29 protein-coding genes are annotated in these 16,553 nt (G+C 64.8%); 23 read left to right on the forward strand and 6 right to left on the reverse strand.

Translation table 11 applies throughout. The features are described from left to right. Positions 1–267: 267 nt before the first annotated feature. From A9K58_RS17315 to A9K58_RS17335, 5 genes are all read right to left on the reverse strand, one after another. A complete protein-coding gene (locus A9K58_RS17315; RefSeq protein ID WP_065200519.1) occupies positions 268–477 on the reverse strand; it encodes a hypothetical protein in 210 nt (69 codons plus the stop codon). An 87-nt stretch (positions 478–564) separates the two neighbouring features. Then, complete coding sequence (locus tag A9K58_RS17320) at positions 565–807, reverse strand: hypothetical protein (RefSeq protein WP_065200520.1); 243 nt, start codon at positions 805–807, stop codon at positions 565–567. Between the two features lie 109 nt (positions 808–916). Further along, the gene (locus tag A9K58_RS17325; protein WP_065200521.1) at positions 917–1,216 is read right to left on the reverse strand and encodes a hypothetical protein; all 300 of its coding nucleotides are present in this window, start codon (positions 1,214–1,216) and stop codon (positions 917–919) included. Then, positions 1,213–1,428 (reverse strand): hypothetical protein, encoded by a 216-nt coding sequence (locus tag A9K58_RS17330; RefSeq protein ID WP_065200522.1) that lies wholly within the window; start codon positions 1,426–1,428, stop codon positions 1,213–1,215. Before A9K58_RS17330 ends, A9K58_RS17325 begins: the two co-directional genes overlap by 4 nt. Beyond that, entirely contained in the window at positions 1,425–1,616 is a 192-nt protein-coding gene (locus A9K58_RS17335; RefSeq protein WP_065200523.1) for a hypothetical protein, read from the reverse strand. The genes A9K58_RS17330 and A9K58_RS17335 overlap by 4 nt, the downstream gene beginning before the upstream one ends. A 288-nt stretch (positions 1,617–1,904) precedes the next feature. Between A9K58_RS17335 and A9K58_RS17340 the strand changes: the two genes are divergently transcribed. Further along, on the forward strand, positions 1,905–2,252 hold the full coding sequence (locus tag A9K58_RS17340; RefSeq protein WP_065200524.1) for a hypothetical protein: 348 nt from the start codon (positions 1,905–1,907) through the stop codon (positions 2,250–2,252). 2 nt (positions 2,253–2,254) lie between these two features. Further along, complete coding sequence (locus A9K58_RS19565; RefSeq protein ID WP_155760534.1) at positions 2,255–2,632, forward strand: hypothetical protein; 378 nt, start codon at positions 2,255–2,257, stop codon at positions 2,630–2,632. 91 nt (positions 2,633–2,723) lie between these two features. Here A9K58_RS19565 and A9K58_RS17350 read toward each other — a convergent pair whose 3' ends face one another. Then, positions 2,724–3,398: an XRE family transcriptional regulator gene (locus tag A9K58_RS17350; RefSeq protein ID WP_065200525.1), complete on the reverse strand. Its 675-nt coding sequence runs from the start codon at positions 3,396–3,398 to the stop codon at positions 2,724–2,726. A gap of 73 nt (positions 3,399–3,471) precedes the next feature. Between A9K58_RS17350 and A9K58_RS17355 the strand changes: the two genes are divergently transcribed. The 21 genes from A9K58_RS17355 to A9K58_RS17465 all read left to right on the forward strand — a co-directional run bounded on the left by A9K58_RS17355 (position 3,472) and on the right by A9K58_RS17465 (position 16,523). Then, the gene (locus A9K58_RS17355; RefSeq protein ID WP_065200526.1) at positions 3,472–3,930 is read left to right on the forward strand and encodes a hypothetical protein; all 459 of its coding nucleotides are present in this window, start codon (positions 3,472–3,474) and stop codon (positions 3,928–3,930) included. Positions 3,931–3,988: 58 nt separating this feature from the next. Beyond that, on the forward strand, positions 3,989–4,174 hold the full coding sequence (locus tag A9K58_RS17360) for a hypothetical protein (protein ID WP_008268731.1): 186 nt from the start codon (positions 3,989–3,991) through the stop codon (positions 4,172–4,174). A gap of 226 nt (positions 4,175–4,400) precedes the next feature. Beyond that, positions 4,401–4,715: a hypothetical protein gene (locus A9K58_RS17365; RefSeq protein WP_065200527.1), complete on the forward strand. Its 315-nt coding sequence runs from the start codon at positions 4,401–4,403 to the stop codon at positions 4,713–4,715. A 1-nt stretch (position 4,716) separates the two neighbouring features. Next, positions 4,717–5,646: a helix-turn-helix domain-containing protein gene (locus tag A9K58_RS17370; RefSeq protein ID WP_065200528.1), complete on the forward strand. Its 930-nt coding sequence runs from the start codon at positions 4,717–4,719 to the stop codon at positions 5,644–5,646. After that, positions 5,636–6,298, forward strand: coding sequence for a hypothetical protein (locus A9K58_RS17375; RefSeq protein WP_065200529.1), 663 nt, complete (start codon positions 5,636–5,638; stop codon positions 6,296–6,298). Before A9K58_RS17370 ends, A9K58_RS17375 begins: the two co-directional genes overlap by 11 nt. Then, positions 6,295–6,489 (forward strand): hypothetical protein, encoded by a 195-nt coding sequence (locus A9K58_RS17380; RefSeq protein ID WP_065200530.1) that lies wholly within the window; start codon positions 6,295–6,297, stop codon positions 6,487–6,489. The genes A9K58_RS17375 and A9K58_RS17380 overlap by 4 nt, the downstream gene beginning before the upstream one ends. Next, complete coding sequence (locus A9K58_RS17385) at positions 6,489–6,854, forward strand: Ref family recombination enhancement nuclease (RefSeq protein WP_065200531.1); 366 nt, start codon at positions 6,489–6,491, stop codon at positions 6,852–6,854. Before A9K58_RS17380 ends, A9K58_RS17385 begins: the two co-directional genes overlap by 1 nt. Beyond that, on the forward strand, positions 6,851–7,054 hold the full coding sequence (locus A9K58_RS17390; RefSeq protein WP_065200532.1) for a hypothetical protein: 204 nt from the start codon (positions 6,851–6,853) through the stop codon (positions 7,052–7,054). Before A9K58_RS17385 ends, A9K58_RS17390 begins: the two co-directional genes overlap by 4 nt. Next, complete coding sequence (locus A9K58_RS17395; protein WP_065200533.1) at positions 7,051–7,269, forward strand: hypothetical protein; 219 nt, start codon at positions 7,051–7,053, stop codon at positions 7,267–7,269. Before A9K58_RS17390 ends, A9K58_RS17395 begins: the two co-directional genes overlap by 4 nt. Continuing rightward, on the forward strand, positions 7,269–7,553 hold the full coding sequence (locus A9K58_RS17400; protein ID WP_065200534.1) for a hypothetical protein: 285 nt from the start codon (positions 7,269–7,271) through the stop codon (positions 7,551–7,553). Before A9K58_RS17395 ends, A9K58_RS17400 begins: the two co-directional genes overlap by 1 nt. A gap of 88 nt (positions 7,554–7,641) precedes the next feature. Next, entirely contained in the window at positions 7,642–8,070 is a 429-nt protein-coding gene (locus A9K58_RS17405) for a hypothetical protein (protein ID WP_065200535.1), read from the forward strand. Between the two features lie 110 nt (positions 8,071–8,180). Continuing rightward, on the forward strand, positions 8,181–8,669 hold the full coding sequence (locus tag A9K58_RS17410; protein WP_065200536.1) for a glycoside hydrolase family 24 protein: 489 nt from the start codon (positions 8,181–8,183) through the stop codon (positions 8,667–8,669). Next, complete coding sequence (locus A9K58_RS17415) at positions 8,666–9,121, forward strand: hypothetical protein (protein ID WP_031270409.1); 456 nt, start codon at positions 8,666–8,668, stop codon at positions 9,119–9,121. Before A9K58_RS17410 ends, A9K58_RS17415 begins: the two co-directional genes overlap by 4 nt. Beyond that, positions 9,118–9,600: a hypothetical protein gene (locus tag A9K58_RS17420; RefSeq protein ID WP_065200537.1), complete on the forward strand. Its 483-nt coding sequence runs from the start codon at positions 9,118–9,120 to the stop codon at positions 9,598–9,600. Before A9K58_RS17415 ends, A9K58_RS17420 begins: the two co-directional genes overlap by 4 nt. A gap of 1 nt (position 9,601) precedes the next feature. After that, positions 9,602–9,880 (forward strand): hypothetical protein, encoded by a 279-nt coding sequence (locus tag A9K58_RS17425; RefSeq protein ID WP_065200538.1) that lies wholly within the window; start codon positions 9,602–9,604, stop codon positions 9,878–9,880. After that, positions 9,880–10,242 carry a DUF1064 domain-containing protein gene (locus tag A9K58_RS17430; RefSeq protein WP_065200539.1) on the forward strand — a complete coding sequence of 121 codons (363 nt, stop codon included), beginning with the start codon at positions 9,880–9,882 and terminating at the stop codon, positions 10,240–10,242. The genes A9K58_RS17425 and A9K58_RS17430 overlap by 1 nt, the downstream gene beginning before the upstream one ends. Positions 10,243–10,404: 162 nt before the next feature. Further along, on the forward strand, positions 10,405–10,668 hold the full coding sequence (locus tag A9K58_RS17435) for a hypothetical protein (protein ID WP_065200540.1): 264 nt from the start codon (positions 10,405–10,407) through the stop codon (positions 10,666–10,668). 843 nt (positions 10,669–11,511) lie between these two features. Then, complete coding sequence (locus A9K58_RS17450; protein WP_231109341.1) at positions 11,512–13,419, forward strand: terminase large subunit; 1,908 nt, start codon at positions 11,512–11,514, stop codon at positions 13,417–13,419. Further along, positions 13,416–14,675: a phage portal protein gene (locus A9K58_RS17455; RefSeq protein WP_065200543.1), complete on the forward strand. Its 1,260-nt coding sequence runs from the start codon at positions 13,416–13,418 to the stop codon at positions 14,673–14,675. Before A9K58_RS17450 ends, A9K58_RS17455 begins: the two co-directional genes overlap by 4 nt. Further along, positions 14,668–15,315, forward strand: a complete 648-nt coding sequence (locus A9K58_RS17460) for an HK97 family phage prohead protease (protein WP_065200544.1) — start codon at positions 14,668–14,670, stop codon at positions 15,313–15,315. The genes A9K58_RS17455 and A9K58_RS17460 overlap by 8 nt, the downstream gene beginning before the upstream one ends. Continuing rightward, positions 15,312–16,523, forward strand: a complete 1,212-nt coding sequence (locus A9K58_RS17465) for a phage major capsid protein (RefSeq protein WP_065200545.1) — start codon at positions 15,312–15,314, stop codon at positions 16,521–16,523. The genes A9K58_RS17460 and A9K58_RS17465 overlap by 4 nt, the downstream gene beginning before the upstream one ends. The last annotated feature ends 30 nt before the right edge of the window (positions 16,524–16,553 follow it).

Here is a 16,553-nt window from a genome sequence, read left to right on the forward strand (position 1 = left end):
AGTGGTCGAGCGAGCGCGGTGGCACGAGGACTGGAACTTCAAGATCAGGGGAAGAGACGTGACGGTCCGTGTAGCTACTGATGGCCCCGGCAGGGGCGAGGTGACTGCTATCCACGTGATCTATGGTCCTAGCCAGGCCGGCTTGGCCATTCCGGTGACTTCGCAGAAGGACGCCATGGAGAAAGCCGAAGCTCTGCTTAGCGATCTGATGGGCTCGAACTGGTACTGACTTAGCGCTCGCCAGCGCCGCAATCTTGTTGGCATCGCTTATGCCTGCATGTCCTTGCTAGTGGTGGAGCGCGCGCTGTGCGCGGCGAGGTGTTCCCAGCGTTCGGCTTCGCCCACGTAGTAGTCGTGGCGTTCCTGCCGGACGGTGGCGGTGAACTGCACGTCGTGCAGTGCGCGCTCGGCGGCGGCGCGGTTGGCCGCTGCCGTGCGGGCCGGATCGTGGTCGAAGATGTCGAGCTGGTTACGCACGCTGGACTCCTGGGATGGGTTGCCGGCTGCTGGAACCCGGCCGGCGCGGATTCCCTGCGCTACAGGGGGCGAGCGCAGGGCAGGGGATCAGTGGGTGTCGTCGGCGGAGAGCGGGCCGCGCTGTCGTTCATCGCTGCGGCGCTGTATCTCGGCCTTGAACGCCGGCCAGGTGGTGTTGAGGTCCTCCCAGCAGCGCCATGCGAAGAACACGGCGCCGATGGCGCAGGCGAGGGCGACAGCGTCGACCTGGTTGCGCAGGGCCCAAGCGAGCACGGCGAGGAGCAGGCCGACGACGACGGCGCAGAAGAAGGGCAGGGCCAGGTGGCGCATTACTCGGTCTCCTGTTCGGCAGTGGGCTCGGCCGGCGCCGACGCCGGGCTGACGGGCGGGGTGATGGGCGGGATGCCGGCGGCCATGGCGGCGAAGAAGTCGTGGTCGGTCACGCGGCACCGCCGTTGGCATGCTCAGTGAGGAATGCCTGGATCTTCGGCGCGAGGGTGGCCGGCAGATCGATGCATGCCGAGCCAAGCCACAGCGCGGCAGGGGTGTCGGTATCAGCATCGTGGGCATCTACCCGCGGCACTTTTCCGGGACTGGCGCAGGCGAAGGCAATCCCTCGGTGCTTCCTGTCCTTCCCTACGAAGGTGTAGAGCGACATGCGCCAGGAGTTGTCGCTGTTCCGGGTGAGGCCGAGGTTCGCGCCGAAGCACTTGGCGGTGAATTCGACTTGGGTGCTCATGCAGCACCGCCTTTGGCGCGCGCTGCACGGCGGACGGCGGCGACGGCGCCTGCAGCGCTCTGACCGTGCCGCAGGACGGCATTGGCGGCGATGCTGGCGGCGATGACGACCTGGTAGGGGAGGAGGCCCCAGCGGCGCCCGGCGCGGGCGACGATGCCTGCGGCGGCGGCCGCGCGCTGAGCGTTGGAGTGGCGGGCGAGGGTAGCGCTCATGCGGCGGCGCCCTGCTGCGCGGCGCGCAGCTGCTTGGCGGCTTCCAGCAGCTGGCCGGCATAGTGCTCGGCTTCGTCAGCGGACTGAAGGAGGCGGGCAGCGCCCAGGTCGGAAACCACCTTGGCGTTGAGGCTGTCGGCGGCGACGGTTGGCGTCGACTGGCGGACGCCGAGGGAAAGGGTGGCCATGCTGATCTCCTGCGCCTGGCCCCGGGATGGGGTGATGTTGGGCGACAGGATGTAGACTACGGAATACCGTAATACCTTGTCAAACGGAATTCCGTAGAAAATTATGAACCTACGGAATTGGGTTCATGAATGGCTCGTCCGCCCCTGCAAGTGACACGGCTGAGCCAGGCTGGGATGCTGCTCCTTGGGCAGTAGTAGCAGTACTAATGACTGCAATAGGCACACACCTATATGATTCGGCTGCCCAGGACGGGCGGACGACAGGGGAATGGCTTGAGTAAGGTGACGATGAAGCACGTGCAGCACCCCGCGTTTACCAGCGCCATGGCGACTGGAATCGCGCTGGCTGGCCCTAGCCCGGACGGATATGTGCATATCCAGTACTGGCGCGAGGGTCTGCGCATGCTGCAGGAGAATTTCGAGCAAGAGATCTTTGTTCAAGACGGAATTCAGGTCGCTCGCCTTAAGGCCGAGGGCAACGAAACGGAGGCCTTCCGGGAGGACGTTGCAACGGTTCTCATCCCAGTGGCTAAGTTCGACGAATTCTGCGACGCGATGTGCAAGATGCGGGACTCACTTAAGCAGTCCCTAGCGGCGCGTGAAGCCGCAATAGCCAAGCACGGCACGGAACCTTAACGGTGTCCGGCGTAGACAAGGCTGGTGGTCTGGACTTCGTTGTTCAGTTTCCAGCAGCCATCGTGTCGTCTTCTCCGGACGGGCTGAGAACGGTAGTTGTTAGAGTAAGCCCGTCGGCCCCCATTCTGAAGACGTTGGAAACACCCGTGTCGAGTTCGGGTCCGCAACCTATGACTGATTTTTCAAAGTTCGACGACCGTCTCCGTGCGGTCGAAATCGATGTTGCGACGATCAAGGAGCGCATCACTCATATGCCTACTACCGTGAAGATGTGGGTGGCGATAGCCTCCATCACGATTCCGGTGGGAGCGGCCGTTGTGGGTATCTTGAGCTGGGTTCTTCAGAACATGCTGGAACCGCTATTGAAGGCTGCGACGTAATCGCCTTGCTTGTCGCTGGGAAGAAAGCCCCGCTCCGGCGGGGCTTTTTTGTTGTCCCAGATTGGGACGATAGTGGCAGCCTGTTGCGACCTCAGAACTTCCGCAGCCCTGCGTGGATCAGCGCCTTGCCAAGGATGCTCACATCGCCAGGATCCGGCCTATAGGCTGGGAAGTCGGTGTTGACACTTACAACGTAGAGACCGTCGCCACGCTTCTGCAGCATCTTGATCTGGGTCTCGCCCCCGATGTTGATCAGGTAGTAGTCGTCGCCGTCGAAGTAGTTGCAGCTGGTATCGATCCAGACAATGTCGCCGTCTTCGAGCTTGGGCCGCATCGATGGCCCGCGGCCGGTGATGATCTGGATCCTGCCAGGCTTAGGTAGGTATCCGAGCTTCCGGCGGACCTCCCACTCGGCGACCTCGATGGTCTTCACTACCTCCGGGTAGTCCTGGTTGACCAGCCCTGCACCCATCCCTGCACCCCCTTCAAACAAGTCGAAGCGAACATAGCCCGGGGGCGTCTCAGTCTCCGAGAACGATGCGACTGGAGCCCCACGGTCACCCTTGGGGCCGCGTCCGGTTTCCAGCCAATCGGCATGGACACCGAGTCGAGCGGCGATCTTGTGTAGGGCGGTGCTGGACTTCGATAGGCCCAATTCAAGATTGGAAAGGGTGGTCGGCGCGATGCCGGCGAACTTTGCCAGTTCCCCGCGACTGATCCCCTGGGCTTCGCGCTCTGCGCGAATTCTTGTGCCGATAGTCTCCATCCCATCATTTGAACGGAACTCCGTAACGGAATGCCGTTGACTTGATGCTACGGAATACCGTAGTGTGGCCGGCATGGACAAATCTTGGGCTTCCATCATTGGTGAGCTTCAGTCGGTGGGTATGACGTATGCCCAGATCGGCGAGGCGATCGGCGCAGCTGGGTCGACCGTGGGTGATCTCGCCACGGGACGATCACAGTCGCCTCGAGCGGCGAGTGCCTTTGCGTTGCTTAAGTTGCATTCGAGCAGGTTCCTCCAGGGCAGTCCGGCTGAAGGTTCAACCCTTCGCCAGTTGGTCGACAGCCGCATGAACAAGCGCGCGCTGCGCGCCCGGCTCGGCCTCGCAAACGACAAGCACCTCGCGACCTTGCTCCAGCTTCCCGTAGCTGAGGTCGAGGCTTGGCCGGAAGAGGGCGTTTTGCCGGCACTGCCGCAGATCCAGCGCCTGCTCGGCGGCGAGGTGAAGCCGCCCGATCCCGTAGCACCTACCGATTTCGACCATGACCGAATTGTCCCGGTCGATGCGGCCTGACGTGTCGCGCGCTGTAGCAGTTCGTTCCACAACTTCCTCCTGAACTTCTCATACGGATATGTACGCAGATCCTTCGAACCTTCGTGACAACCCGATCAAGGTCCGGTTCAACGACACGGAAAAGGCATTGATCGATGCGGCGGCGAACTTCAACGGGCGCCAGCCTGCGGTGTTCGTTCGTGACTTGGTGCTGGCCGGCCTCGCCGCGCTGGAACAGCGTAGCCCCGACCGTGATGTGGCCTGAAGGACCCAAAGAGTCCCTGGGGAGGGTCCATGGAAATTCAGCTGTCGCGCGATCAGCGAAAGCTGCTTGATCAATACGCGGCCTCGCTGGGGATCACTCCTGAGGAGGCCGCAACAGAGCTGGCACGCGGCGAACTTGGGCGCCGCTACCGGCTCCCGAGAACCAACGGCGAAGTAGTCCCTTTTCAGGGACTGAAACGGCCCGAAGACCCTACGAGGTAGTACCGATGAGCAGCACGCTCGCGCGCTCCACCGATCCGCACACCAGCCATGCCGCTGCTGCCGAACTTGTCGCCAGCGGCGCGCTACGCGTCCAACACGCCAAGGCTGAGGCTGCGGTGATCCGCCATCCAGGCCAGAGCAGCCTGCACCTGTCGACGCTGACTGGCCTCGATCGCCATATGTTGGGTCGCCGACTGCCTGAGCTGGCCCGCGAGGGACGCATTTGGCGCGGCCCAACCGCGCCGTGCGCAACCACGGGCAAGCCTGCATGCACCTGGTGGCCGGTTGCGCCGGGCGAGAACCTGACGCTGGGGCTCTGACATGTCGACCATCATCATGTCTCAGTGCTGGCCGCTACAGGGCCTGAGCGTCACGCAGAAGGCGGTGCTGATCTCGTTGGCTGATCAGGCGAACGACGACGGCGTGTGCTGGCCGGCGGTGGGCACCATCGCCGCGCGCTGCTGCATGTCGGCGCGCGCTGTGCGCACGGCAATGGATCATCTGGAGGCCGTTGGCCTGCTGACCCGTGACCGCCGGTTCAACAGCAGCACGGTCTACAGGGTCACTCCGGCCAACTTCGACAAGGCCGCTGCGCCGTCGAAGGCTGGCCGCAAGTCTGGAAAAGCAGGTACTGCACCGGGCGCAGGGGCTGCGCCCCATGCAGGGGGTGCGCCCGATGCAGGGGGGGATGCGCCCCATGCAGGGGGTGCGCCCGATGCAGGGGGGGATGCGCCCCATGCAGGGGGGGATGCACCGGGCGCAGGTCTGGGGGTGCGCCCCGTGCCGCCTAACCGTCATATAACCCTCAATGAACCGTCAGGAGAACCGTCATTTCCGGCGGGCCTGCCGGCCGCGCCGCCGGCGGCGGATTCCGAGACCGACCTGCAGGCAGCGTGCCGTGCCACCTGGGCGGCCTACGCCAGCGCTTACCGCGACCGCCACGGTGTGGCGCCGGTGCGCAACGCGAAGGTCAACGCCAACGTCCGGCAGATCGTGCAGCGGCTCGGCCACAGCGAGGCGCCGCTGGTGGCCGCGTGGTTCCTGACCGTCAACGAGCGCTACGTGGTGCAGAACATGCACGACCTGGGCGCGCTGCTGGCGAAGTGCGAGGCATACCGCACGCAGTGGGCCACCGGTCGGCAGGTGACCGAGGAAGCCGCCCGGCAGACGGACAAGACCCAGACCAACCTGGGCGCCGCCGACGCCGCCAAGGCGCTGCTGGCACAGAGGAGGGCGGCACATGCTGGGTAATCAGGAGCAGGATCGGCTAGTCGATCTGCTGGTGGCCACCGCCGAGGTGATTGGCGACCAGCTCAGCCCGAACGCCGCCGCCTACATGGTTTCGGATCTGGCGCAGTATCCGCTGCCGATGCTGGAGCGCGCGCTGGCGGCCTGCCGCCGAGAGCTGAAGGCGCGGCTGTCGCTGGCGGCGATCCTGGAACGCATCGAGGACGGGCATCCGGCGCCGAATGAGGCATGGGCAAACGCGATCCGAGCCGCCGACGAAGGTGCGACCGTGGTGTGGACTGAGCAGACCCGCGATGCGTGGGCGGCGGCGCTGCCGCTGGTGCAGGCGGGCGACATAATCGCTGCGCGCCCGGCGTTCCTGGAGGTCTACACCCGGCTGGTGAAGGAAGCGCGCGCTGCACACCGGATCGCCACCTACCAGTTTTCTCTGGGCGGCGACGTGTCCGGTCGTGACAGCGTCCTGCGAGAAGCGTTGGCCGCTGGCCAGCTGTTGGAGGGGCAGGTGGCGGAACACCTGGCCCTTCCGCCCGCCACCCCGGCCTTTAACCCGATGGCGCTGCTGGCCGGAACGGTCGAGGCATCGCCGACAGCGGATGACAGGGCCCGTACGCGCCTGGCCGAGATCGTGGCGCTGCTGGAGGGCAAAGCAGCATGAGCCCCGATCACTTCAACGTCGAAGTCCGCCCGGTGAGCGAGCCGGTGGCCGAGGCGGGCTGGTATCTGGCCTACGGCTACGGGATCAAGCCGATGGTGGTCTACGCGACACGCGGGATGACTGTCTGGCGCGACGGCATGCGGCGGATCCCGATCACCCGCTACGCGGGTCCGATCCCGGAGCTGCGGTGATGTGGTCGAACGCACCGCCGCCGACGGAGGCGGAGGCAGCACGCATCGAACTGGCGAAGACCGGGCCGTGCATGGCGTGCCTCGTCCGCTACGCGCAGGGACTTATGGCGAAGAAGCATGTGATCTACGGCTGCGAATACAACCACGCGAAGTCGGGAAACATCCGGCGCGGCCATTTCTTCGGCTACGCGTTGTGCCAGTGGCATCACCAGCGATACCGCAGAGAACACATGACTCAGAAGCAAATGGTGGCCCGCTGGGGCCCACCACTGCACTGGTCCAAGAGATTCCACGAGGCGTTCGGATCGGACGACGACCTGATCGCACAGCAGACCTACATCAACGAACTGAGGGCGGGAGCATGAAGAAGACGAAGGCCATGGCGCCGAGGATCAACCCCCAGCGTGCACCCCGCGAGCGTCGAATGGATCACAACACAGTGTCCCGGCCGAAGCGGGTAAAGACCGACGCGATCGCCAAGGCCCCGGCCGAGACGGTGGAGCAGTTCGAGGCCCGCGGCGGGCAGGTGCAGCGCCTGACGGCCAGTTGGGAGCAGGCAGCATGAGCGGCAGTGCAGCGAAGGAATTTCTGGCTGCCTTGGGGCACCCCCTTGCGACCCGGATCGTTGATTGGAGGCCCATCGCGGAGGCGCCGCAGGACGGCACGCGGTTGATGCTGTGGGACTCGGTGAGCAAGCGGCCGGTGTTCGGCAGCTGGCGGGGTGGCAACCCCAAGATCACGCACTTTGCGGACGAGCCGGCCGGCCCGGAGGTGGCCTGATGGACGCCATCGAGAAGCGGGCGCGGGAGCTGTTGGCTCAGGCTTTCGGCTGTGATCCGGAGGAGCTCTTGCCAGTCGAGGTTAGGGCAGTTCGTGCGGTCCTTGCCTACCATGCCGCCCTCACGCCGCCCGAGGGCTACGTGCTGGTGCCGGTGGAGCTGCCAGTGGAGATGGAGATCGCCTTCATGGAGACGTGGGTCCTCAAACGGCGCTGCATTGATGATCCTGAGATGCAGGACGCTTGGGAAGCAGCGCTCGCCGCTCGCCCGGAGGTGCCTACCTGATGGGACAGCGAGAGAGGGCCTCAAAAGGGCCGCAGAAGGTGCCGCGCGCTGCGCGGGTGAATAGCCGAAGACTGGTAGGGGAACGGAAATGCAGGTGGATACCTTCGGGGCATACGTGAGGGCGGAGTTGGAGTACTGGGGAGTGCAGTTCGCCTTGCATCGGGACTGTGACTACCTGGGGCATCAGTCGCGCAGCATCTTGCAGGCGTTGATTGACTACAAAGGCGACCTGCCAGGCCGGGCACAGGGCTTCAAGCCGATGACCGTGGACGCGCGTGCTCAGCGAGTCGAGGACCTGGTGACGGTGATAGCCCGGGACAACAAGGCAATGTCCTGCGTGTTGCGCGCGCGGTTTTGCGGAAAGGGCAGGGTGAAGAACGAGCGGTACGAAACGGCGCAGCTGCTGCTCGCCAACGCGGGTGAACCAATGATGCACGTTAAGGCGTACTTGGAGCTGGTTCGGCGCGGGGAGGACAGGATCCACGGGATGCTCGCGGGTATCGCATTGGCTGCCTAACGCGCGCGCGATACAGCTTGACAGGTGCCACCTGCAAGGGGTTTAATTCCGGCACGATGACATAGAAGCCTCCGGCGAAAGCCGGGGGCTTTTTCTTTTCCGGAGACGCTATGGCGCAGATCACTCCCCAACAGGCTGGCGGCGTGAACGTCGTGGCCTTCCTCGACATGCTGGCTTGGTCCGAAGGTACGGACAACGGCCGGCAGCCGACAAACGACCGCGGCTACGACGTGCTGGTCGGTGGTGGCTTGTTCCGCGGCTACGCCGACCATCCGCGCGTGCTGGTGGATCTGCCGCGGCTGAAGATCCAGTCCACCGCAGCTGGCCGCTATCAGCTGCTGCGCCGCTACTACGACGCCTACAAGAAGACGCTCGGCCTGAAGGACTTCTCGCCTTTGAGCCAGGACCTGATTGCGCTGCAGCAGATCCGGGAGCGCCGCGCGCTGCCGCTGATCCAGGCGGGGAAGATCGAGGAAGCCATCAAGGCCGTCCGCAAGACCTGGGCGAGCCTGCCCGGCGCGGGCTACGGCCAGCACGAACAGAAGCTTGCCGACCTGTTGGCCGTGTACCGCAAGGCCGGCGGGACGGTGGTGCCGTGACTGAGCCCGTGAGCACTCTAAAAACCATCGTCGGGACGTTCACCGCGGCCGTTGTGGCGCCTGCGACAGCTGATGCGCTGAGGGAGGCCGAACGGGTGATCCTGGGCGTACCGCAGTCCGTGCTGCTGGTTGCGATGGCGGGAGCGCTGATCGGCGTCCTGCTGCTGCCGGAGAAGGATGCGGAGCGGGTAGCCGCTGACGCCAGCCGCCGGCGCGGCCACCGCCTCCTGCAGACCGCCGCGCGCTGGGCGGCCCTGGCTGTGGCGGTCGTGGCCTACGCCATCGTGGCCGCATGGGTCATCGCTGTTGCGGCGTCGATCTGGCCCGCATTGGCGGGCGCCCCGCAGCTGCCCCTGGCCGGCCTATCCGGCGTCCTGATCCGCCGGCTGTTGCCCGGCTACGTGCGCATGGTGGAGCGAGCCACCGGCGCCATCGGAGGCGATAAGCCATGAGCGTATTGATTCGATTCCTGCGGGCAGTCTGGGACCTGGTCATTGGAACCGCCGCCGACGCGCTGCATTGGCTACGCAAGCCGGGCAGCAAGCTCAAGGCGGTGTGCGCTGTGCTGGCCTTTGGCTGCATGGTCTCTGCCCTGACCGCATACGAGAAGGAGCAGAAGATCCGTGACCTGAGCGCCCAGGTGATCAAGGTCCGGGCCGACTGGCAGGCCGATGCCGCCCGACTGCAGGCGGACGTGGACAGCCGCGATCAGCGTTTGGCCGAGGTTGCCGCTGCGCTGAGGGCGGAAGCCGAGAAGCTGGAAGCCCTCAAAGCAGAAAGCGCCGCAGCACTTCAGGAGCTGGCCGGCAAGATCGAGGCGTCCGAGAAGGAGGCTTCCACCTGGCGCGGCCGCTACGAACAACGGCCCGACACCTGCAAGGCAGCACTGGAGCTGCTCGATTCCGCCTGCCCGGCACTGAAGGGGTACTGACATGCGCGCCATCGTGGTTGCTACCGCTGCGCTGCTGGCCGCGTGCCAGGCCGCACCTACCAAACCGAACCCGCCGCCGGCAGCCGTCATCAAGGTTCCGGTGGTCACCTACGTGCCGATCGATGCCCAGCTGCGCAAGCGCTGCAAGTGGGTGAAGGAGGCGGCGCCGTCTGCCGTGTTCGAGGTGAGTAACGGCCGGAAGCGTTGCCTGCTGCAGTACGAGGCGCAGCTCGACGGAATCGACCAGGTGCAGGGCAAGCCTGTGCCGGATTCGCCCTGATGGTCCGCCAGACGGCGCGGGAACGCCGCGTGCTGGCGCTGGGCCGGCTGAAAACGGGCGAGATGAACAAGACCGAGGCGGCGTATGCCGAGCGGCTGAGCGCGCTGCAGGCGGCAGGCGAGGTGCAGTGGCACCGGTTCGAGGGCATGAAGCTGCGCCTGGCCGACAACACGTTCTACACCCCGGACTTTGCGGTCATGGCTGCCGATGGCGTCATGGAGTGCCACGAGGTGAAGGGGCACTGGCAGGACGATGCACGGGCCAAGATCAAGATCGCAGCGGCCATGTACCCGTTCCGCTTCATTGCGGTGAAGGTCAGGCCCAAGCGCGACGGCGGTGGCTGGGAAGTGGAGGAATTCTGATGCACGCGACAGTGACTGCGTCGGTCCGCCTGCGCTGGTGGCTGCGGTGGTATCTGGCTGCCGTGGTGTGGACTGCCCGGGCCACGGGCTTGGAGCCGGACTGGGAGCGGGTCGAGCGGTGGATACGCCGCGGCCTGGTACTGCGAACGACGAGGGTTGGTGATGGACGCTGCACGGATTGAAGAGGTTGCGCGCGCTTCTGCAGTCGCTGCCCTCGCGGGCCTGATTGAGAGCAGCACCGACAGCCGTATCGACCGACTCGTCGGGATCATCGAGCAGCAGGGCAAGCAGATCGCCGAGCTGGCAATGCACGTTGGCCTGCTGGTGCAGGCCGTGGCGCAGCTGCTGGGCGAGGAGGCCGGTGCACCGGTGCAGGACGAAGATGCCGAGCCGGAGCGAGTCGACCTGGACGGGAAGCCCTACTGATGGCCGCGGGCCCGACCCAGCGCCGCGGCAGGACCCGGCAGACAGGCGGCAGCGCCTTCGCACACCTGTACGGCACCGCGCGCTGGCAACGCACGCGCAAGGCGCAGTTGGAGCGTGAGCCGCTGTGCAGCAGGTGCAAGGCCAGAGGCCACGTCACGGTCGCCACGGTGTGCAACCACACCAACGGCCACCCTGCCGGCGAGACGGAGGAGATGTTCTGGGCAGGCCCCTTCGACAGCCAATGTGCCAACTGCCATAGCAGCGACCAGGCCCGACTCGAGCGAGGCGCCGCGCAGGTCCGTGGGTGTGACACCGACGGTTGGCCGATCGGTCACTGACGGTTCCACGGTTCATCGTTCCACGCCAACGGGGTAGGGGGGACGAATTTATGGCGTTGGCCAGCTCCTAGACCGAGCGCCCCCCTAAATTCGCGTATCCACAATTCACGGGACGACCCTCGAACGGGCGCTCCCAGTTAAGAAATCCCGCATTTTCCCGAGGAATTCATGCCAAGGCCCCGATTGCCCGTCGCAAAGGCTGCGACAAGCGGCGCCGCCATCAAGAATCCCGGCCGGCACGCTGGCCGGAAGAAGCCAGCGGGCACACGAAGCCTGGGGGAGCCGTACAAGGCCATGACTGCGGCGGAGAAGCGGGCATGGAAGGAATTCGCGACGGAAATGCCCTGGCTCAACGCGAGCCACCGAGTACTGCTCCGCCTTGCCTGCCTCTGGACGGCTCGGATGGATGACCCGAAAGCCGAGTTCGGCGTGTCAGCAACCCAGGCGCTCAGCTCGATCCTTTCGAAGCTGGGCGCCACACCTGTGGATGAATCGAAGGTCTCGCATGGCGGTGACGAAGACGACCAGGGCGAAGAATTCTTCGGTGGCCCCAGCTCCGGCAGACCGCACTAAGGCGTATGCGCTGGATGTGGTGGCTGGCCGGATCGTTGCAGGCCCCCATGTCCGAAACGCCTGCCGACGCCACCTGCAGGATCTGATCGAAGGCCCCGAACGGGGCCTTTACTTTGACCACGAGGCTGCCGAATACGCGTTCCGCTACTTCGAGAACGTCCTGATGCTCTCCGAGGGTCAGTTCGAGGGCCGGAAGTTCGAGCTGCACCCCTCGCAGGCGTTCATCATCGGCTCGCTGTTCGGCTGGAAGGGCGCCGACGGGCTTCGCAGGTTCCGGCGCGCGTACATCGAGCAGGGAAAGGGCAACGGAAAGAGCCCGCTGGCCGGTGGGCTGGGCCTCCTGGGGATGACGGCCGCAGGCGAGGCCGGCGCACAGATCTACTCGGCGGCAGCGAAGAAGGACCAGGCGGGCATCCTGTTCGCCGACGCGGTGAAGATGGTCAAGAAGTCGCCCCTCCTGGCCAAGCGCATCGAGTTCGCTGGCGGCGAGGGTCGGGAGTTCAGCATGGCGCACCACGCCAGCGCGAGCTTCTTCCGGCCGGTGTCGCGCGATACGGGCCGCACCGGCTCCGGTCCTCGACCGTTCTTCGTGCTGGTCGATGAGGTGCACGAGCTTCCCGACCGGCGAATCATCGAAATGCTGGAGCGCGGCTTCAAGTTCCGCCGCGAGCCGCTGCTCTTCATGATCACCAACTCCGGCAGCGACCGGACCTCGGTGTGTTGGGAGGAGCACGAGCATGCCGTCAAGGTCGCCGCCGGGCATACCGAGGCGGTGAACGATCCGACCTTCGTCGGCAACGTGATCGATGACAGCACCTTCAGCTACGTGTGCAGCTTGGACGACGGGGACGACCCGCTTGAGGATCCCAGCTGCTGGGCGAAGGCTAACCCCCTGTTGGGGGTAACTATCACCGAGCAGTACCTGGCGGGCGTGGTGGCGCAAGCCAAAGCGATCCCCGGGTCACTGAACGGCATTCTTCGTCTGCACTTCTGCGTGTGGACCGATGCGGAGACCGCTTGGATGACGCGCCCAACGCTGGAACCGGCGCTGGCCGACTTCGACCCGCGCATGCATGAGGGACGGAAGGTCTACCTCGGCCTCGACCTGTCGCAGGTTCGCGATATCACTGCGATGGCAGCGGTCGTGGAGACCGGCACTGTCCCGGTGGAGGTGGAAGTCGAGGGCGAGAAGCTGGTCATCGAGAAGCCGACCTTCGACGCCTGGATCGAGGCTTGGACACCCGGGGACACGCTGGATCAACGGCAATTGCAGGACAAGCTGCCCTATCGGACGTGGGTCAACGGTGGACACCTGCACGCGCCTCAAGGGCAGGCCATCAACTTCCGGCACGTGGCCCAGGTCATGGCCGAGTACGACAACCGCTATGACGTGCAGTTGGTCGCGTACGACCGCTACGCGTTCCGCCGCTTCGAAGAGGAGGTCAATGACATTGGCCTATCTGTGACCTTCGCGGAGCACCCGCAGGGCGGTTGCAAGAAAGGCAAGCCGCTCGAAGCGGCGGTGGCGGCCGCCGAGCAGTCGGGGCAGCCAGTGCCTGAAGGCATGTGGATGCCCGGATCGTTGCGCCTGCTGGAAGAGGCGCTGCTGGAAGGTCGCCTGCGCCTGCGCCGCAACCCGGTTCTGGTGTCCGCAATCATGTCCGCCGTCATCGAATCGGACCGCTGGGGCAACAGCTGGCTGTCGAAGGCCAGGTCGGCAAACAAGATCGACGCAGCGGTGGCCCTTTGCATGGCCATCGGCGCGGCACACGCCATGCCGCCGGATGCCGGCGGCATAGACGACTACCTGGAAAACGGCTTCTTTGGACTGATCGGATGACTACCTTTCGCTGGTACAACCCGCTGAGCTGGCGGTTCTTCGGATACGACGACCCTGCCACCGGCAACTACGTGGAGGTCGACCTATCCACCGGTGGCCGAGGCACCAAGGCGGGCGTCCGGGTGACGCCCAAGAAGGCGCTGACGGTCAGCATCGTCTGGTCGTGCGTGAAGGTGCTGTCCGAGTCCGCCGCGGGGCTGCCTTGGAAGCTGTATGAGGACGCGGGCGGCCTCCGCCAGTTGGTCAGGGGGAGCAGCCCGCAGAGGCGCCGTCTGCTTCGCCTGCTGAGCAAGCCGAATCCGTTCATCAAGTGGCTGGACCTGATCAAGGCGGTCGTGGTGAACATGGCGCTGCGCGGCAATGCCTTCGCCATCATCCAACGTGACGACGACGGTGGATGGATCGGCCTGATTCCCGTGCCGGTGGATAGCGTCCGCATCGACACCGACGACGGCCTGATCTACTGGGCGACGATCAACGGCAGCGAAACGCCGGTCTCGCCGCAGAACATGCTGCACTTCAAGCTGTTCAGCCCAGATGGCATCACTGGCCTGTCGCCAGTCGAGTATCAAGCCGAAACCATCGGCCTCGCGCGCGCTGCGCAGGACTGGTCCGCGCGGTTCATGCGCAAGGGTGGCTTCACCGGTGGATACATCATCTATCCCGGCTTCCTGACCAAGGAGCAGCAGGCGCAAATCAAGGCGAAGCTGCCTGATATCCGCCAGGGCGATGTGGACGACCTCGGCAAGATGGCCATCCTGCAGGGTGGGCCGACGATCACGCCGGCCGGCCTGACCCAGAAAGACAGCCAGTTCATCGAATCGCAGCAGTTCCAGGAGGAGGCGCTCGCCGGCATCTGGGGCGTTCCGCTGTACCTGACCAACCGCGCTCGCTCCACTTCGGTGCTGGGCTCCAATCTGGAGCAGCAAACCAGCGGCTTCGTCACCTTCGGCCTGAAGCCTTACCTCGACGCGATCGAGAGCGAGATCAACGACAAGCTGTTCGCCGATGGCGACATGTTCGTGGAGGCCGTTGTAGAGGGCCTGCTGCGCGCCGACAGCGGTGCCCGTTCCACCTACTACAAGACGGCCCTCGGCGGCTCCGGCGGCTCGGGCTGGATGACCATCAACGAGGTCAGGGTGAAGGAGAACCTGCCTGTGCTGGAAGGCGAGCAATACGACCAGGTCACACGGTGGACCAGCAACAAGCCCGATTCCAGTAACGACGACCCAACGGGAGATCCCGCCAATGCTTAGCAAGTATTCCTGCCCGTTCGAGGTAAAGGCGGCAGACGATGCAGGCAACTTCGAGGGCTATGCCTCGGTGTTCAACAACGTGGATCTCGGCGAGGACCTGATCCTCCCGGGTGCCTTCGTCAAGGTGAAGACGACTCGGACTGGCCGACTGCGCCTGGCGCTGTACCACAACCTGACACGGCTGATCGGCGATGCCGAGTTCAAACAGGACGGCAACGGCCTGCACTTGAAGGGCAAGGTCAACCTCAACGTCAGCTACGCCAAGGACGCCTACGAGCTGATGAAGGCCGGCACCTTGGACGAGATGTCAGTCGGCTTCAACACGTTGGAGGACGCGATCGAGAACCGCGAGGGGCGGCGGGTGCGCGTCATTAAGAAGGCCGAATTGTGGGAGGCATCGGTCGTCCCCTTCGGCATGAACCCGGAAGCACAGGTGATGAGCGTCAAGTCCGACGTTCGCGCCTTCGAATCGGCCCTGCGCGAACGCATGGGGCTGTCCCAGAAAGAGGCGGCGGCCGTCGCCTCGCTCGGCTTTCCCGCGATCCACCGTGACGGTGGCATTGGGGACACGGAGACCGTGAAGCAGCTGAAGCAACTCGGCACATCCATCGAATCCATTTTCAAAGGAATGCACCAATGAGCGAGAACATCAGCGATATCCGTGAGGGCTTGGAGAAGCAGCTGAAGGACGGCTTTGCCGGCCTGCAGAAGAAGTACGACAGCGCCTCGGCCGAGATCGAAAAGGGCAACCAGGTCACCACCGATCTGAAGAAGCAGATCCAGACCGCCACCGACGAGATCCAGAAGGTCGTCGACAAGGTACTGAAGCTCGAGGAGAAGGGCATCGGCCTGGGCAACCAGCCCGGCACGAAGAAGGGCTTCATCGACTTCATCAAGGGCAACGATGAATACAAGGCGCTGCAGGGCCGTGAGAAGTCGGCTGCAGAGATTGAGGTCAAGAAGGACGAGCTGGCGTCCATGCAGGAGACCAAGGCGGTAACCAGCGCCGGCATTGTCGTACCCAACTACGACCCGACGATCCAGCCGGGCATCCGCCAGGAGTTGCGCATCCGCGACCTGATCCCGTCGATCTCCGTCACCGGCCAGAGCTACACCTACTTCCGCGAGCTTCTGCACACTCGCGGCGCCGGACCGGTCGGCGAAGGCACGGCCAAGCCACAGAGCAACGTCACCTTCGAGCAGAAGACCGACTTGGTGAAGAAGCTGGCGGTCTGGATCCCCGTCACCGACGAAGCCCTGGACGACGTGCCGCAGATGTACGGCTACCTGCAGCAGCTGCTGCGGTACGACCTGAAGCTGGAAGAAGAAGCCCAGATCCTGAAGGGCGACGGCTTGGGCAACAACCTGCCCGGCCTGATGACTGACGCCACGGTATTCGATGACGCCCTTTCGAAGGCGAGCGACACCTCGATCGACACTGTCCGCCGCGCGATCTACCAGGTGCGCAAGCAGTCGAAGCTGTCGGCCGACGCCACGGTGATGACCGAACTGGACTGGATGAACATCGAGCTGGAGAAGGACAGCCAGAACCGCTACCTGTTCGCCAACCTGCAGGGCTTCGTGACCCCGATCCTGTGGGGCCGGCCGGTGGTCGCCTCGGACAGCATGGACGAAGGCGACGGCACCACCACCGGTGGCGAGTTCCTGGTCGCCAACTTCCAGCGCGGCGCCACGATCTACGATCGCATGAGCTTCCTGTTCAAGGTCGGCCTGATCAACGACGACTTCGTGAAGAACCAGCGCGTGCTGCTGGTCGAAGAGCGTCTGGGTCTGGCCAAGCGCCGCATCGAGGCATTCGTGAAGGGTCGCTTCAAGCCGCAGGCTTGATAAGCCGTTGACCCTGTAGGAGGCCGGCCA

It is taken from the genome of Stenotrophomonas maltophilia, from assembly GCF_001676385.1.
Classification (GTDB): Bacteria; Pseudomonadota; Gammaproteobacteria; order Xanthomonadales; family Xanthomonadaceae; genus Stenotrophomonas; species Stenotrophomonas maltophilia_J.

Bases quoted from the DNA above. Each gene is read 5' to 3' on its own strand.
- A9K58_RS17320 (WP_065200520.1), bottom strand. From the start codon at position 807: ATGCGCCACCTGGCCCTGCCCTTCTTCTGCGCCGTCGTCGTCGGCCTG.
- A9K58_RS17325 (WP_065200521.1), bottom strand. From the start codon at position 1,216: ATGAGCACCCAAGTCGAATTCACCGCCAAGTGCTTCGGCGCGAACCTC.
- A9K58_RS17330 (WP_065200522.1), bottom strand. From the start codon at position 1,428: ATGAGCGCTACCCTCGCCCGCCACTCCAACGCTCAGCGCGCGGCCGCC.
- A9K58_RS17335 (WP_065200523.1), bottom strand. From the start codon at position 1,616: ATGGCCACCCTTTCCCTCGGCGTCCGCCAGTCGACGCCAACCGTCGCC.
- A9K58_RS17340 (WP_065200524.1), top strand. From the start codon at position 1,905: ATGAAGCACGTGCAGCACCCCGCGTTTACCAGCGCCATGGCGACTGGA.
- A9K58_RS17350 (WP_065200525.1), bottom strand. From the start codon at position 3,398: ATGGAGACTATCGGCACAAGAATTCGCGCAGAGCGCGAAGCCCAGGGG.
- A9K58_RS17355 (WP_065200526.1), top strand. From the start codon at position 3,472: ATGGACAAATCTTGGGCTTCCATCATTGGTGAGCTTCAGTCGGTGGGT.
- A9K58_RS17360 (WP_008268731.1), top strand. From the start codon at position 3,989: ATGTACGCAGATCCTTCGAACCTTCGTGACAACCCGATCAAGGTCCGG.
- A9K58_RS17365 (WP_065200527.1), top strand. From the start codon at position 4,401: ATGAGCAGCACGCTCGCGCGCTCCACCGATCCGCACACCAGCCATGCC.
- A9K58_RS17370 (WP_065200528.1), top strand. From the start codon at position 4,717: ATGTCGACCATCATCATGTCTCAGTGCTGGCCGCTACAGGGCCTGAGC.
- A9K58_RS17375 (WP_065200529.1), top strand. From the start codon at position 5,636: ATGCTGGGTAATCAGGAGCAGGATCGGCTAGTCGATCTGCTGGTGGCC.
- A9K58_RS17380 (WP_065200530.1), top strand. From the start codon at position 6,295: ATGAGCCCCGATCACTTCAACGTCGAAGTCCGCCCGGTGAGCGAGCCG.
- A9K58_RS17385 (WP_065200531.1), top strand. From the start codon at position 6,489: ATGTGGTCGAACGCACCGCCGCCGACGGAGGCGGAGGCAGCACGCATC.
- A9K58_RS17390 (WP_065200532.1), top strand. From the start codon at position 6,851: ATGAAGAAGACGAAGGCCATGGCGCCGAGGATCAACCCCCAGCGTGCA.
- A9K58_RS17395 (WP_065200533.1), top strand. From the start codon at position 7,051: ATGAGCGGCAGTGCAGCGAAGGAATTTCTGGCTGCCTTGGGGCACCCC.
- A9K58_RS17400 (WP_065200534.1), top strand. From the start codon at position 7,269: ATGGACGCCATCGAGAAGCGGGCGCGGGAGCTGTTGGCTCAGGCTTTC.
- A9K58_RS17405 (WP_065200535.1), top strand. From the start codon at position 7,642: ATGCAGGTGGATACCTTCGGGGCATACGTGAGGGCGGAGTTGGAGTAC.
- A9K58_RS17410 (WP_065200536.1), top strand. From the start codon at position 8,181: ATGGCGCAGATCACTCCCCAACAGGCTGGCGGCGTGAACGTCGTGGCC.
- A9K58_RS17420 (WP_065200537.1), top strand. From the start codon at position 9,118: ATGAGCGTATTGATTCGATTCCTGCGGGCAGTCTGGGACCTGGTCATT.
- A9K58_RS17425 (WP_065200538.1), top strand. From the start codon at position 9,602: ATGCGCGCCATCGTGGTTGCTACCGCTGCGCTGCTGGCCGCGTGCCAG.
- A9K58_RS17430 (WP_065200539.1), top strand. From the start codon at position 9,880: ATGGTCCGCCAGACGGCGCGGGAACGCCGCGTGCTGGCGCTGGGCCGG.
- A9K58_RS17435 (WP_065200540.1), top strand. From the start codon at position 10,405: ATGGACGCTGCACGGATTGAAGAGGTTGCGCGCGCTTCTGCAGTCGCT.
- A9K58_RS17450 (WP_231109341.1), top strand. From the start codon at position 11,512: ATGGCGGTGACGAAGACGACCAGGGCGAAGAATTCTTCGGTGGCCCCA.
- A9K58_RS17455 (WP_065200543.1), top strand. From the start codon at position 13,416: ATGACTACCTTTCGCTGGTACAACCCGCTGAGCTGGCGGTTCTTCGGA.
- A9K58_RS17460 (WP_065200544.1), top strand. From the start codon at position 14,668: ATGCTTAGCAAGTATTCCTGCCCGTTCGAGGTAAAGGCGGCAGACGAT.
- A9K58_RS17465 (WP_065200545.1), top strand. From the start codon at position 15,312: ATGAGCGAGAACATCAGCGATATCCGTGAGGGCTTGGAGAAGCAGCTG.